General features: G+C 64.5%; 10 protein-coding genes. 5 read left to right on the plus strand and 5 right to left on the minus strand.

The window, feature by feature from the left end; genetic code table 11:
- Nucleotide 1: 1 nt before the first annotated feature.
- Nucleotides 2-454 (minus strand): MarR family transcriptional regulator, encoded by a 453-nt coding sequence (locus NO932_RS00205; RefSeq protein WP_309209033.1) that lies wholly within the window; start codon nt 452-454, stop codon nt 2-4.
- A gap of 139 nt (nt 455-593) precedes the next feature.
- On the opposite strand from NO932_RS00205, the gene NO932_RS00210 reads away from it, so the two are divergent.
- A complete protein-coding gene (locus NO932_RS00210; RefSeq protein ID WP_309209034.1) occupies nt 594-1,022 on the plus strand; it encodes an organic hydroperoxide resistance protein in 429 nt (142 codons plus the stop codon).
- A gap of 127 nt (nt 1,023-1,149) precedes the next feature.
- Here NO932_RS00210 and NO932_RS00215 read toward each other — a convergent pair whose 3' ends face one another.
- The 4 genes from NO932_RS00215 to NO932_RS00230 all read right to left on the minus strand — a co-directional run bounded on the left by NO932_RS00215 (nt 1,150) and on the right by NO932_RS00230 (nt 6,787).
- Nucleotides 1,150-2,727, minus strand: a complete 1,578-nt coding sequence (locus NO932_RS00215) for a glycoside hydrolase family 43 protein (protein ID WP_309211093.1) — start codon at nt 2,725-2,727, stop codon at nt 1,150-1,152.
- A gap of 141 nt (nt 2,728-2,868) precedes the next feature.
- The gene (gene xylA / locus NO932_RS00220; RefSeq protein ID WP_309209035.1) at nt 2,869-4,176 is read right to left on the minus strand and encodes a xylose isomerase; all 1,308 of its coding nucleotides are present in this window, start codon (nt 4,174-4,176) and stop codon (nt 2,869-2,871) included.
- A complete protein-coding gene (gene xylB / locus NO932_RS00225) occupies nt 4,173-5,636 on the minus strand; it encodes a xylulokinase (RefSeq protein ID WP_309209036.1) in 1,464 nt (487 codons plus the stop codon). The genes xylA and xylB overlap by 4 nt, the downstream gene beginning before the upstream one ends.
- Before the next feature lie 116 nt (nt 5,637-5,752).
- Nucleotides 5,753-6,787, minus strand: coding sequence for a LacI family DNA-binding transcriptional regulator (locus NO932_RS00230; protein WP_309209037.1), 1,035 nt, complete (start codon nt 6,785-6,787; stop codon nt 5,753-5,755).
- A gap of 106 nt (nt 6,788-6,893) precedes the next feature.
- On the opposite strand from NO932_RS00230, the gene NO932_RS00235 reads away from it, so the two are divergent.
- The 4 genes from NO932_RS00235 to murJ all read left to right on the plus strand — a co-directional run bounded on the left by NO932_RS00235 (nt 6,894) and on the right by murJ (nt 15,104).
- Nucleotides 6,894-7,919 (plus strand): GNAT family N-acyltransferase, encoded by a 1,026-nt coding sequence (locus NO932_RS00235; protein WP_309209038.1) that lies wholly within the window; start codon nt 6,894-6,896, stop codon nt 7,917-7,919.
- An 82-nt stretch (nt 7,920-8,001) separates the two neighbouring features.
- Nucleotides 8,002-10,707 carry a DNA mismatch repair protein MutS gene (gene mutS, locus NO932_RS00240; protein WP_309209039.1) on the plus strand — a complete coding sequence of 902 codons (2,706 nt, stop codon included), beginning with the start codon at nt 8,002-8,004 and terminating at the stop codon, nt 10,705-10,707.
- Entirely contained in the window at nt 10,688-13,477 is a 2,790-nt protein-coding gene (locus tag NO932_RS00245) for a [protein-PII] uridylyltransferase (RefSeq protein ID WP_309209040.1), read from the plus strand. Before mutS ends, NO932_RS00245 begins: the two co-directional genes overlap by 20 nt.
- 64 nt (nt 13,478-13,541) lie before the next feature.
- A complete protein-coding gene (gene murJ / locus NO932_RS00250) occupies nt 13,542-15,104 on the plus strand; it encodes a murein biosynthesis integral membrane protein MurJ (RefSeq protein WP_309209041.1) in 1,563 nt (520 codons plus the stop codon).
- Nucleotides 15,105-15,296: the final 192 nt, after the last annotated feature.

Raw genomic sequence — 15,296 nt, forward strand, 5'->3', positions numbered from 1 at the left:
GCTAGCTGTCGCCTCCGGCAGCCTCCAGCGCTCTGGTCAACGCGTTGATCTCGTCGCGCAGCGCCACCACGCCCGGCAGGTCCCGTCCGCTGGCGCAGGCGATCGCCTGGGGAATGTCGCGCGCCTTGTCTTCCAGCGCCCGCCCCTTGTCGGTCAGCGCGATCACCACCTTGCGCTCGTCCTGGGCGCTGCGCGTCCGGGTCAGCAGGCCGCTCGCTTCCAGGCGCTTGAGCAGCGGCGTCAGCGTGCCCGTATCGAGCCCCAGCCGCTGCCCGATGGCCGAGACCGACACCCCGTCATCGCGCCAGAGCACCAGCATGACGAGATATTGCGGATAGGTCAGCCCCAAAGGCTCGAGCAGCCCGCGATAGAGGCGGTTGAATGCCTGTCCGGCGGCGTAAACCGCGAAACAGAGCTGGTCTTGGGGTGGCAGGGTATCGGTGCGGTGTTTCATGACAGAATCATCGCACAAAATTATATTGCGCACAATATATTTTTATCCTATCGTACCTTCACCGCCTGAACCGCAACCGTCTTTGCCGCGTTGCCCAGACGGCCAGATTTCGATGCCCAATCACAAAGGAGCGTGCATCATGGAAGTTCTTTACACCGCTCATGCCACGGCCACCGGCGGCCGGGAAAACGGCCACGCCAAAACCGATGACGGCAAGGTCGACGTCAAGCTCTCGACGCCCAAGGAAATGGGTGGCTCGGGCGGCGAAGGCACCAATCCCGAACAGCTCTTCGCCTCGGGTTATTCGGCCTGCTTTCTCGGCGCCATGAAGTTCGTGGCCGGCCAGGACAAGATCAAGCTTCCCGACGAGAGCACGGTTGCCGCCGATGTCGGCTTCGGCAAGCGCGATGACGGCCAGGGTTTTGGGCTCAAGGTCGGCCTCACCGCCACGGTTCCCGGCCTCGACCCTGAAAAGGTCAAGGACATCATGGACCGCGCCCACATCGTCTGCCCCTATTCCCACGCCACGCGCGGCAATATCGAAGTGACCCTCACCGTGGGCCAATAGCGTTCCTGGCGAACGCGGATTGCGCTTTTGCGGCTCGAGCACGCGACCAGCAAAGATTTTCGGCGGGCGGATTCACGTGAAACCGCCCGCTTTGCGTCCAGAAAGGAGCGCGGCAAAATTAAAAAACTTAAAGCGGCCGATAGACGAAATGGGAAAAATCGGCCGGCCGCGCGGTGCCGTTGAGGTCCTGCGCCGCCATCCCCACAAACGCGCCGGTGAAGCTCCCATGCTCGGCATGCCCGCCGCATTCGTCCGAAAGGATCGAAGCATCGAGCACCGGCCCGATCTCCTTCCAGGCTTCGTCGCCCTGGGCATAAAAATACTGCAGGCCCGAGTTCTTCACCCGCACCTTCATCTTGATCGGCCCCTCGCCCACCGGCACCGGATCGATCCAATAGATGAGCCTGCCGTCGGGGAACGAGACGACCGAGGAAAAGATGTTGAGCTCGCGCCCGCCCTCAGGGTTGGCGGTCAGGTGCAGATAGTGGAAATTATACCGCCCGTAATAGGCGGTCAGCCCCGCCATTTCCCGCTCGTCCTGGGGATCGAAGGTCAGCTCGGTCTCGGCCTCGTAGTCGAAATGCTGCTGCCGGCGGGCAACCAGGGCCTGCTCGAACCACGAGGCGATCGATTCTTGGCCGAAGAGGCGTAGCCTTCCACCGCCGCACACGAAAATCCGCTCCGTTTCCGGCGTCCGCAGCCACTGGAAATCGATGTGCAAATCGCCATCGAAGTTGTATCGCCGCTCCGCGTCGAACGCCGCCTGGTCGTAGACCCCCGGCACCTCGACCTCCGATTTCGGCAGGCTCGACCCGCCGACCAGATAAAGCCAGCCATCGTCCCGCCACTCGGCCTTCTGGACCGCCGTCTCGCGCCCGAGCACGCAGCGCCGCTTCTGCGTCGTCGGCCGTCCGGTCAGGTGCACGATATAGGTCTCGCCCTCCGGCGTTTCGACGATATCCCCATGCCCGGCCCGCTGCAGCGGATTGAGCGGATCGTCCTTGGCGGTGATGATGTGCATGTCCGGATGCAGCTCATACGGCCCGTCGATGTTTTTCGACCGTGCCAGCGTGCAGGCGTGGTCATACCCCGTGCCGCCCTCGGCGGTCAGCAGGTAATACCACCCGTCGCGCTTATAGAGATGCGGCCCCTCGACGAGCTTCAAGGGCGAGCCCTTGAAGATGTTCTTGCGCTCGCCCACCAGCTTGCCCGCCACCGGATCGAACTCCTGCAGCGCGATCCCCGCGAACCGGTGATGCCCGTTGCGGTGGTCCCACAGCATGTTGACGAACCACTTCTTTCCGTCATCGTCGTGAAACAGCGAGGGATCGAAGCCCGAGGAATTGACGTAGATGGGATCGGACCACGGCCCGGTGATTTCATCGGCCGTCACGATATAATTGTGGGCGTCCTTGAAGTTGCCGTCCTTGCGCTTGACGTCGGTATAGACCAGCCAGAATTTCTTCCCGTCATGGGTAAGGCATGGCGCCCATATCCCGCAGCTATCGGGGTTCCCGCGCATGTCGAGCTGGCTCTTGCGGGTGAGCGGCCGGGTCAGCAGCTCCCAATTGGCGAGGTCTTTCGAATGGTGGATCTGCACGCCCGGATACCATTCAAAGGTCGATGTCGCGATGTAGTAATCCCCCCCGACCCGCAGGATCGAGGGGTCCGGATTAAAGCCCGGCAGGATGGGGTTTTGGCGGATGGGCATGTGGTTTCCTCCCACTTGTGAGTTCTGTCGCAGGCTCTGCGCCCCCTCCACCCCCGTCCCCTCTCCCACCAGGAGAGAGGGGGCTCCCGGAGCGGTCGGATGAGGGGGGCGCCAAGAGCGCCGACGCCCTGGTCGTCAAACGAACCGGTTGATCAGATTTTCGAGATATTCCTGCCGCCCCGATCTCGGCCGCGGGTTGATCCCCTCGGCCTCCACCCGCGCCGCGATCTCCTCGAGCGTGCGCTCGCCCTTGAGCATCGCCTGCGCCTCGGCGCCGCTCCAGCCGGCATAACGCTCATCAAGAAACGCGTCGTAGCTTCCGTCCTCGATGATGGCGGCGGCAGCCTTCAGCCCCCGCGCGCAGGTGTCCATGCCCCCGATATGGCCGTGCAGCAGGTCTTCGGGATCGATCGATTGCCGCCGCAGCTTGGCGTCGAAATTGGTGCCGCCCGTCGTGAATCCCCCGGCCTTCAAAATGTGGTAATAGGCCAGCGCCACCTCGGGTACGTTGTTGGGGAACTGGTCCGTATCCCAGCCCGACTGGTAGTCGTTGCGGTTCATATCGATCGAACCGAAAATCCCCAGCGCCGCGGCGGTGGCCACCTCGTGCTCGAAGGTGTGGCCGGCCAGGATGGCGTGCCCCACCTCGATATTGACCTTCACCTCGTTTTCCAGCCCATAGCGCTTGAGGAACCCATAAACCGTCGCCACGTCGAAATCGTACTGGTGTTTGGTGGGCTCTTGCGGCTTGGGTTCGATCAGGATGGTGCCGGGAAAGCCGATCTTGTGCTTGTATTCGACCACCATGGAGAGCATGCGCGCCATTTGGTCGAATTCCTGGCCCAGCCGGGTATTGAGCAGGGTTTCGTACCCTTCGCGCCCGCCCCAGAGCACGTAGTTCTCGCCCCCCAGCCGGTGGGTCAGATCCATGTTCGCCTTGATGGTCGCCGCCGCATAGGCGAAAACGTCCGGGTCCGGGTTGGTCGCCGCGCCGGCCATGAAGCGGCGGTTGGAAAAGAGGTTGGCGGTGCCCCACAGCAGCTTGGTGCCCGTCTCGGCGATCTTTTGCTCGAAAATGTCCCCGATCGCCTCGAGCCGCTTCTTGCTTTCGGCAAAACTTTCGCCTTCGGGCCGCACATCGGCGTCGTGGAAGCAGAAATAGGGCGCGCCGAGCAGATCAAACAATTCGAATGCCACATCGGCCTTGACCTTGGCCGCATCCATGCCGCCATCGAACCAGGGGCGCTCGAAGGTCCGTCCGCCGAACGGGTCGCCACCCTCCCAGGCAAAGGAATGCCAATAGGCGACCGCAAAGCGCAGATGCTCCTCCATGCGCTTGCCCAGCACGATCTCGTCGGGATTGTAGTGGCGGAAGGCCAGCGGATTGGTGCTCTCGGGCCCCTCATAGGGAACCTTGCTCAGGCCTTTGAAAAAGTCGGTCATTGTGCGCGGGCCTCCTCGATTGCCCCGTAAAGCGCGCGATAGCGCCGGTATTGGTCGTCATGGGCCGATTTGAGGTCCGCCCTTGGTTCGATTGTCTTGCTGATGGCCGGCTTGGTGCAGATCGCCTTGGGGTCGGCCCCCGTCGCCGCGATCAGTCCCAGCCGCGCCGCGCCGAACGCGCCGCCGAAATCCCCGTCCTCTGGCACCTCGATTGCCATCCCGAGATTGGTGGCGATCATTTCGAGCCAAAGATCGGATTTCGATCCCCCGCCCACCGCGATCAGCGTATCGATCCCGGTTCCCGCATCGGTCAGCACGCGCTGGCAATCGCGCACGGCATAGGCCACGCCCTCCATCACCGCCCGCGCCATGGTCTTGGCGTCGGAGAGATGCGAGAGCCCGACGAACGCGCCGCGCGCATAGGCATTGTTGTGTGGCGTGCGCTCGCCCGAAAGATAGGGCAGGAAAATCTCCTCCCCCGGCCCGGCATAATCGGCGGCAACCGCCTTGGTCAGCGCCGCCGCCTCCTGTCCCACCAGTTTGGACAGCCAGTTGAGGCTGTCGGTGGCCGAAAGGAACACCCCCATCTGATGCCAGGTTCTGGGGATCGCATGGCAGAAGGCGTGCACCGCCCCTTCGGTATTCGGCGAGAATTTTTCGTTCGAAACGAACAGCACCCCCGAGGTGCCCAGCGACACGAACCCGGTTCCCGGCTCCACCGCCCCAATGCCGCAGGCGGAGGCGGCATTGTCGCCCCCGCCCCCCGCCACCACCGGGGCTTGCGCGATCCCCCAGCGGCGGCAGAGTTCGTCCTTCAAATGCCCCGAGGGCTCGGTTCCCTCGACCAGCGAAGGCATATGCTCGGTAGTCAAGCCCGTGACGGCCAGAAGATCGTCCGACCAGCCGCGATATTCGACGTCCAGCCACAGCGTCCCCGCCGCGTCCGACATGTCCGAGACGTAGGTGCCGGTCAGAAGAAAGCGCACATAGTCCTTGGGCAGTAGCACCTTGGCGATGCGATCATAGTTTTCCGGCTCGTGCTTTTTGACCCAAAGGATCTTCGGCGCCGTGAACCCAGGCATGGCGATGTTGCCGGCGATCTGGCGCAGGGAAGGCAGCGCCTTCTCCATCTCCGCGCACTCGGCGGCCGAGCGCACGTCGTTCCAGAGAATGGCGGGGCGGATCACCTGGTTATCGGCATCGAGCAGCGTTGCCCCATGCATCTGCCCCGAAAGCCCGATCCCCTTGATGGCCGCAACGGCCTGCGGATGCTTGTCCCTGAGGTTGTCGACCGCCTTGAGCACGGCCTGCCACCAATCGGATGGATCCTGCTCGGAAAATCCCGGCCTCGGCCGCGACACGCTGAGCGGCGCATTGGCCTCCCCCAGCGCCTTGCCCTCGCCGTCGATCAGCACGGCCTTGACCCCGGACGTGCCGATATCGAGCCCGAGAAAGCTCATGATCCCCTCCGATTGCCCATAGATGAGGAACGTACCTCAAAATCGGTCATACAAGAAACTCCTCCTTCCAGGATGCCCTTGGGGCCGCTCCGGCGCTCTCGATGATGGCCCCGTTCTTAGCGCAGATTGTCGCGCAGGAAAACCTTGATCTCGATGGGTGCCGCCGGCGGCGCGGCGTCGGGGCCCAGCACCAGCCGCCGCGCCGCAGCGCACACCGCACGGATTTCGTCCTCCGGGCTCTGGTCGAGCACCAGATCGACCGCTCCCGATTCCAGCCCGGCGCGCGTCGGCCCGGTCAATTCGTGCCCGATCACCCGCACCGTGCCCGCCAGTCCCTTTTCATTGAGCGCCATCAGCATGCCTGCATTGCCGGCGCCGGCATTGTAGAGGCCGCTCAGATCCGGGTGGTGCGTCAAAAGCTCCAGCGTCCTCTCATAGGTGAGCGTGAATTCATCCTGCCCCTCGATCGGCCCGGCAATGGCGATGGCGGGAAACTCCGCCTCGGCAACCTCCCGGAACCCTTCCACCCGCTCGGCATGGTCGATCAGCTCCAGCGATCCGGCCACCAGCCCCACCATACCGCCCTGGGGCAGGAACCGGCCCATCAGCGAAGCCGCCGTGCGCCCCGCCGCCCGGTTGTCGATCCCCACGAACGCCTGACGCGCCGATCCGGGCAGGTCGGACACCAGCGTGATCACCCTGATCCCGCGCCCGGCGGCCCGCGTCACTGCCGCATGCACCTCTGGCTTGTCGATGGCGACGATCACCGCGCAATCGCTGTGGTCCGATGCCACCGCATCGAGCGCCACGACCAGCGCCCGCGTGTCCATGGCCCGGATTCGCGTGAGGTCGAGCCGCAGCCGCTCGGCCCGCATCTGGTGCCCGATCGTTTCCACCGCCTCGGCCAGCTTGCCGAAAAACTGGTTTGTGCCCTCGGGCACGATCACGGCCATCCCGATATCGCGGGCCCGCGCCAGCATCGAAGCGGTCAAGTCGCGCCGGAAGCCGATCTCGGCAATTGCGGCCTCAACCTTATCGATCGTCCCCTGCCGCACCCCCGGCCGCCCGTTGAGCACGCGATCCACCGTCGCCAGCGACACCCCCGCCGCCCGCGCCAGATCGTGGACTGTGACTCGGCCGCCGGTGGTCAAAAGTGTTCCTCCCTCATTGAGGTACGTAAGTCATGACCGCTCCTCGCGCGCACGTCAATACGGGTTGATAGCGGTCGATACCCACACCCCTGCTGAGGTGTCGGCGATGTTGCGGATTGTCGGGATCAAGGCCGACAAGGACGAAGGCAGGGCCGCAGCCATAGGGAACTCACATCAATTCGTCGTCTTCGGGCTGGACCCCGACAATCCGCAACACCTCCGCGTTCCCGAAAAGAAGTTCCTTCCGCTTCCACCCGCCGCAATTCCCTCCCGCCTTCAACTCCAGTACAAAGGAGAAATGATCGAAACCGCCCTCCAACGCGCACCCGCAGCACCGCTTCTCCTCGCCCGCCTGGGCCAGTTCGAGGTGCGCCTGGCCGCCACCCCGGCCGAACGCCACGCCGCCTTCCGCCTGCGCTATGAGGTCTTCCACCGCGAGCGCGGCGTCGATGCGCCCTCGATGGACCATGCCGAACACGTCGAAGCCGACGCCTTCGACCCGTTCTGCGACCATATCATCGTCATCGACACCCGCGCCCGCACCCTAGGGGATGCCCCGGCGATCGTTGGCACCTACCGCGCCATGCGCAGCCCGGCGCCCGGCCTGGGCTGGTACGCCGATACCGAATTCGATCTTTCCAACCTTTTCGCCCGCCATCCCGACCTGCGCTTTTGCGAAGTCGGACGCTCCTGCGTCGCACCTTCCTACCGTTCCATGCGCACCATCGAGGCGCTCTGGTGCGGGCTCTGGGCCTATGCCTGTCGCAACGGCATCGACGCCTATTTCGGCGCCGCCAGTTTTCCCGGCACCGATCCCGCCGCCCACGGCCTGGCCCTTTCGCACCTCTACCAGACCGCCCGCGCCCCAGAGGAATGGTCGGCAACCGCCCGGCCCGGCAACGCCCTGCCCATGAACCGGCTCGAAACCGTCGACCGCCACGCCGCCCTGCGCGCCATGCCTCCGCTTGTGCGCGGCTATCTGCGCGTCAACGCCGTCTTCGGCGACACGGCCTATGTGGACAGGGCCTTCGGCACCACCGATGTCTTCGTTCTCGCCCGCTTCGCCGCCGCCCCGCTCGCCTATCGCCGCCGCGTCGAGCGCGTCACCGGCCTGCGGCATCCTGGGCTTTAGATCACCGGTTGGAATCACAACGCTTTTGTCATAGCGTGCCGGCTGCCTTTGAGAGCCATGTGCCGGATTTCCTAAGCCCTAGATGACGCAGACCGAGCCCCAGGCCGATTACGCGCCGCCCGCCGCAACGGGCATGACGCCGATGATGGCCCAATATTTCGAAATAAAGGGCGTCAATCCCGGCTATCTGCTGTTCTATCGCATGGGCGATTTCTACGAATTGTTCTTCGAGGACGCCGAGATCGCCGCCGCCGCCCTGGGCATCACATTGACCAAGCGCGGCAAGCATCTGGGCGAGGATATCCCCATGTGCGGCGTGCCCATCCATGCCGCCCAGGATTACCTCAAAAAGCTCATTTCCCTGGGCCACAAGGTCGCCGTCTGCGAACAGGTCGAAGACCCGGCCGAAGCCAAAAAGCGCGGCTCCAAATCGGTCGTCAAGCGCGACGTGGTGCGCCTGGTCACCCCCGGAACGCTCACCGAAGACGATCTCCTTCCCGCCCGCGGCAACAATTTCCTCCTTTGCCTGGCGCGCCTGGGCGCCGATGGCGAAGGCTTTGCGATCGCCTGGGCCGATATTTCGACCGGTGAATTGCTGGTGACCGATCTGGACCGCGACGCGTTGGCCGATGAGATCGCCCGCATCGATCCGGCCGAACTGGTCCTCTCCGATCGCCTCGCCGACGAACTGCGCGAGTTGCGTTTCCTCTCGGCCGATCGCCTCGCCGCCGCCACCCGTCGCCCGCATGAAAGTTTCGATTCCGAAACCGGCGCGCGCCTTTTGCGCGAAACATTCGAAGGCGCGGTCGACCCCACCGCCTTTTCCCGCACCGCCCGCGCCGCGCTCGGGGCGCTCATCGCCTATGTCGCCGAAACGCAAAAAGGCGCCGGCGTCCCTCTGCGCCTTCCCCGCCGCGAGGCGGCGAGCGAGCATATGCAGATCGATGCGGCGACGCGTTCCTCGCTCGAATTGCTGGTCACCCAGCGCGGCGACACGCGCGGTTCGCTGCGCGGCACCGTCGATCTGACCGTCACCGGCGCCGGCGCCCGCCTTTTCGCCGGCCGCCTCGCTGCGCCCCTCAACGATCCGGCGGCCATCAACGCCCGCCTCGACGCCCTCGATGTGCTGATCGACAATTCAATCGAGACCGACGCGATGCGGAAAGGCCTGCGCGCCGCTCCCGATATCGCCCGTGCGCTGACTCGCCTCACCCTCGAACGCGGCGGCCCGCGCGATCTGGCCGCCATCGGCCGCGGCATCACCCAGGCCCGTGCTCTCGCCGCGCTGGTCTCCAGCCTGCCCGATCCCGGCGCCGAACTGCAATCGATCGCCGCCGGCCTTGCCCGCGCGCCGGAAATTCTTGCTGACGAATTTGCCCGGGCGCTTGTGGACGAACCGCCTCTTTTGGCCCGCGATGGCGGTTTTGTCGCCTCGGGCTATGATGCCGAACTCGATACCCAACGCCGGCTGGGCTCGGAAAGCCGCAAGGTTGTCGCCGAGCTCCAGGCAGCGCTGTGCGACTCCACAGGCGTCAAGGCCCTCAAGATCAAGCACAACAATGTGCTCGGTTTCTTCGTCGAAGTCCCCGCCTCCCACGGCGCGCGCCTGCTCGAAGACAGCGTTTTCATCCACCGCCAGACCCTCGCCAATGCCATGCGGTTCACCACGACCGAACTGGCCGAACTCGAAGGAAAAATCGCCCGCGCCCAGGAAACAGCCGTCGAGATCGAACTCTCTATCTTTTCCCGCCTGTGGCAAGCGGCCATCGCCCAGTCCCGCGACCTTGTCGCCGCTGCCGATGCCATGGCCGCGCTCGATGTCGCCGCAGCGCTCGCCACGCTGGCCGCCCAGCGCAATTGGTGCCGCCCCCATGTCGATGGTTCCCTTGCCTTTGAAATCGAATCCGGTCGCCATCCGGTGGTGGAAAGAACGCTGGAGGCCGAGGGCCGTGCCTTCGTCGCCAATGATTGCAACCTCTCGGCTCCCGAAACCGAGGATGGCGGCCAATTGTGGCTGGTGACCGGCCCCAATATGGGCGGTAAATCGACCTTCCTGCGCCAGAACGCGCTGATCGCCATCCTGGCGCAGATGGGGTCCTATGTTCCGGCCACCTCCGCTCATATCGGGGTGGTCGATCGCGTCTTTTCCCGTGTCGGGGCGTCCGACGATATCGCGCAAGGCCGTTCGACCTTCATGGTCGAAATGGTGGAAACCGCTGCGATCCTCAACCGGGCCACCCGATCTTCGCTCGTGATCCTCGACGAAATCGGCCGTGGCACCGCCACCTTCGATGGGCTTTCCATCGCCTGGGCGTGTGTGGAGGCCCTGCACGAAACCACCTTCTGCCGGGCGATCTTTGCCACCCATTACCACGAATTAACCGCCCTTTCGGCGGCGCTCTCGCGGGTTTCCAACCACACGATGAGCGTCAAGGAATACAAGGGCGACGTCGTGTTCCTCCATGAGGTCGTCCCCGGCGCCGCCGATCGGTCTTATGGCATCCAGGTGGCCAAGCTTGCCGGCCTGCCGGCTCCCGTCATCGCCCGGGCCCGCCAGGTGCTCGATCAACTCGAAGCGAGGGGCCAGTCCAACCCGGCCTCGGCCCTTGCGGACCTGCCGCTCTTTGCCCATATGCCAATCCCTCTTGAGCCGGACGCGCCTCAACCTCATGCTAACCCGGCCCTCGATATGATCGAGACCGTGCGCCCCGACGATCTTTCTCCACGTGCCGCGCTCGAATGGATTTATGAACTCAAGAAGGCTGCCAATGCCGACGGCAACCGTTGAACCGATTTCGCGCAGACGGGCTGGCGTTCTCGATGCCGAGGCGCTGATCGCGTCGGTGCGGGCAAAAATCGGCGACGCCGCTCCCGATAGCGCCACGGCCCGCGCGGCTCTGCTGGCGGCTCTGCGCGCCGCGCTCAAATCGGCGCGCACCAACGCCGAAGCCGAGCTCGTCGCCACCCATAAGGGCACGCGCTGCGCGACGACCCTCGCCGCCGCCCAGGATGAGGTGATCAAGGCCGCCCATTTCTGGGCCACCCGCTATGTCTTCCCGCGCGAAAATCCCTCGGGCGCCGAATCGCTCGCCATTGCCGCTGTGGGCGGCTATGGCCGCGGCACGCTGGCGCCGGGATCCGATATCGATCTACTCTTTATCCTTCCCTATAAGCAGACCCCCTGGGGCGAGAGCGTCACCGAATACGTCCTTTATATGCTCTGGGATCTGGGCCAGAAGGTCGGCCATGCCGTCCGCTCGGTCGATGATTCGATCCGCATGGCCCGCTCGGACATGACGGTGCGCACCGCAACGCTCGAAAGCCGGTTCCTGGTGGGCGATCAGAAGCTTTTCGCCCAGATGCGCGAAAAGTTCGAAACCGAGATCGTCGAAAAGACCGGCCCCGAATTCATCGCCGCGAAAATGGCCGAGCGCGACACGCGCCACGAAGCCCAGGGCAACACCCGCTATGTGGTCGAGCCCAACGTCAAGGACGGCAAGGGTGGGCTGCGCGATCTCAACACCCTCTATTGGATCGGCAAATATTTCTATCGCGTGGCTACGCCAGCCGAGCTGATCGACAAGGGCGTGTTCTCCAAGGCCGAATACCGCGCCTTCCAGCGCGCCGAGGATTTTTTGTGGGCGGTGCGCTGCAATCTCCATTTCCTTGTCGGGCGCGCCGATGACCGGCTGACCTTCGAAGTGCAGCAGGAAATGGCCGAACGCCTGGGCTATTCGGGCCGCGCCGGCATGCTGGGTGTCGAGCGCTTCATGAAGCGCTATTTCCTCGTCGCCAAGGATGTGGGCGATCTCACCCGCATCTTTTGCACCTCACTCGAATTTGCCCACGCCAAAAAGGTCGATACCTTCGGGCGCGTGCTCTCGACGTTCCGCAAGCCGCGCCGCGCCATCAGGGGCGAGCCCGATTTCGTCCTCGAACATGGGCGCATCACCGTTTCGGCCGATGACGCGTTCGAAAAAGACCCGGTCAACATCGTCAAGATCTTCTGGGTCGCCGCCCGCGAGGGGGTGATGTTCCACCCCGATGCGCTGAAGCTTCTGACCCGCTCAATGCGGCTGATCGATGCCAAGCTGCGTGGCAACGAGCGCGCCAACTCCTATTTCCTCGATATCCTCACCAGTCCCAAATCGGTCGAGCGCGTGCTGCGCTGGATGAACGAGGCCGGGGTCCTGGGCAAGTTCGTGCCCGAATTCGGCAAGATCGTCGCCCTGATGCAGTTCAACATGTATCACCACTATACGGTGGACGAGCACCTGATCCGCGCCGTTGGCGTCATGGCCGATATCGCCAATGGCGGATTGAAAAACGAACTGCCTTTGACCCATGAGCTGCTGCCGCACCTTCAGGATGTGCGCCTGCTTTATGTCGCCCTGTTCCTGCACGATATCGCCAAGGGCCGCCCGGAAGATCATTCCGAAGCCGGCGAAGCCATCGCGCGAAGGTTCTGTCCGCGCCTGGGGCTGTCGCCCGCCGAGACCGACACCGTGGCCTGGCTGGTGCGCTACCATCTTCTGATGAGCGAGATTTCCCAATCGCGCGACATTCAGGACCCCGACACCGCGCGCCAGTTCGCGGCCGTGGTCCAGAGCCCGCAGCGCCTGGCGCTCCTGATGATCCTGACCGCCTGCGACATCCGCGCCGTCGGCCCGGGCACCTGGACCGGCTGGAAGGGTTCGCTCCTGCGCGCGCTCTATTACGCCACCGAACCGCTGCTTTCGGGCGGCCATTCCCAGGTTTCCCAGCGCGACCGCGTGCACGAGGCCCAGGACGAATTGCGCGCGGGCCTTTCCGACTGGCCTGCCGAAAAGGTCGATCGCTATATCGAGCGTCATTTCACCAATTACTGGCTGCGCGCCGAACCCGAGCTGCAACTAGCCCATGCCAGGATGATCGATGCGGCCGAGGCCAAGGAGTCCGCCTTTGCCGGCTCGACGGCCATCAAGAGTTTCGAGGGCATCACCGAAGTCACCTTCTATACCCCCGATCATCCACGTCTGCTTTCGCTGATCGCCGGCGCCTGCACCATGGCCGATGCCTCGATCATCGGCGCGCAGATCTTCAACACCCGCGATGGCCATGCGCTCGACACCTTCCGCCTGCGCCGCGCCTTTACCGCCGACGAGGACGAAAAGATCAGGGCAGCCCGCATCACCGATACGGTCAAGGCGCTGCTCGAGGGCAAGAAATACCTGCCTGCCGATCTGGGCGTGGACTCGCGCTACAACCGGCGGCTGAAACCCTTCTCGGTGCCCACCGAAATCTATATTTCCAACGCGCTCTCGGACAAATTCACCGTGATCGAGATCTCCGGCCTCGACCGTACGGGCCTGCTCTACCATCTGACCCGCGCCCTGTCCGACCTCAACCTCACCATCGGCTCGGCCCATATCGGTACTTATGGCGAAAAGGCGGTGGACGTTTTCTACGTCACCGATCTGATGGGCGGAAAGATCACCTCCAAGGTGAGGCAAAAGCGCATCCACGACGCCCTGGCCGCCGTCTTCGCCCCCGCCCGCCGCGAAAAGGCTTCGGCGTGAGCGATCATTGCACGAGGACGTGCTCGCCGCACGCACCCTCGCCCGCGCGTGAGCGCCGCATCCCATGAGCCTCTTTCGCAACACGCTCTCGGTGGGCGGGCTCACCCTCATCTCGCGCATCTTCGGCTTCATCCGCGATGCGCTGATCGCCGCCGTGCTCGGCATCGGCCCGGCCGCCGATGCCTTTCAGGCCGCGTTCCGCTTCCCCAATCTCTTCCGGCGCCTTTTCGCCGAAGGCGCCTTCAACACCGCCTTCGTGCCCATGTTCTCGGGCGCGCTCGAAACCCAAGGCCCCGACGAGGCCAAAAAGCTCGCCGGCCGCATCATGAGCTGGCTGGTGGCCGCCATCGTCATCGTTACGATCCTGGCCGAAATCTTCATGGGCCAGATCATGTTGGTGTTCGTCCCCGGCTTCGTGGACGATCCGGAAAAGTTCGAGCTCACCGTCTTTCTCTCGCGCATCATGTTCCCCTACCTGGCCTGCATGAGCCTGATGGCCGCCTATGGCGCCATCCTCAACAGCCTGGGTAAATTCTTCGCCGCCGCCTTCGCCCCGGTGCTCTTGAACATCGTCAACATCGCCGTCCTCGTCCCCCTGGCGGTGCTCGCGATCGAAAACCCCGCCGATGTCGCCTTCTGGCTCGGCGTCGCCGCCATGGCCGGCGGGGTGGCGCAATTGGCGCTCGTCTGGTGGGCCATCCAGCGCGCCGGTTTCGCGCCACGGATTTCCTGGCCGCGCTACAATGAGGACGTCAAACGCTTCTGGCTCCTGGCGCTGCCGGCCATCGCGGCGGGCGGCATCATCCAGATCAACGTCTTCGTGGGCACCGTCATCGCCTCCCAGGCCGACAAGGCCATCGCCATCATCGCCAATGCCGACCGGCTCTATCAGCTTCCGCTCGGCATCATCGGCATAGCCATCGGCACCGTGCTTCTGCCCGAACTCTCGCGCCACCTCTCGGCGGGGCGGGATACCGAGGCGCGCGCCAGCCAGAGCCAGGCGATCCTGCTCTCGATGACGCTCACCCTCCCCGCCGCCGCCGCGCTCATCGCCATCGGCGTCCCCATCGTGCGCGTGCTGTTCGAGCGCGGCGCCTTCGATGCCGCCGCCACCGTCGCGGTGTCCGAGGCGTTGGCGGGATTTGCCGTCGGCCTTCCCGCCTTCGTCCTCGTCCGCGTGCTCCAGCCGGGGTTTTTCTCCCGCCGCGACACCAAGACCCCGACGCTGCTCGCCGGGCTTTCCATGGTGGTCAACATCGCCGTGTCGCTTGCCCTCTTCCCAACCCTCCAGCATATCGGCATCGCCCTCGCCACCTCGGTCTCGGCCTGGGTAAACGTGATCCTCCTCGCCGTCCTCCTGGGCCGGCGTGGCCATTTCCGCCTCTCTAGCGGGGAAACCGCCCGCCTCGCCGGTATTTTGGCTGCCGCCGCCGCCATGGGCGCCATTTTGTGGCTGGCATCGGTCTGGGCTCGACCGGTCTTTGCTCCGGGCGCCTTCTTTCTCTTCCAGCTCATTGCTCTCGCCGCCTTTGTGGGGCTGGGCGCCGGGCTCTATTTCGCCACCCTCCACTTCACCGGCATCCAGCGGCTCGATCCCTTCCTCGCCCGCTTGCGGCGCCGGCGTTGAGGGCCTCGCAGGGTTTGCCGCCGACCTTCCATAACCACCCTGTCACCCCGGGCTGGATCCGGGGTCCAGTAACCGGCAGCGCCCGAGATAGTCTGCCAATGCTTCCGGTTACTGGATCCCGGGTCTCCGCCCGGGATAACGCGTTCGGGGTGATGCTCTGCTCCCGACAAGCTCCTCTGCTTGTCATCCCCC

Source organism: Pelagibacterium sp. 26DY04 (assembly GCF_031202305.1).
Classification (GTDB): Bacteria; Pseudomonadota; Alphaproteobacteria; order Rhizobiales; family Devosiaceae; genus Pelagibacterium.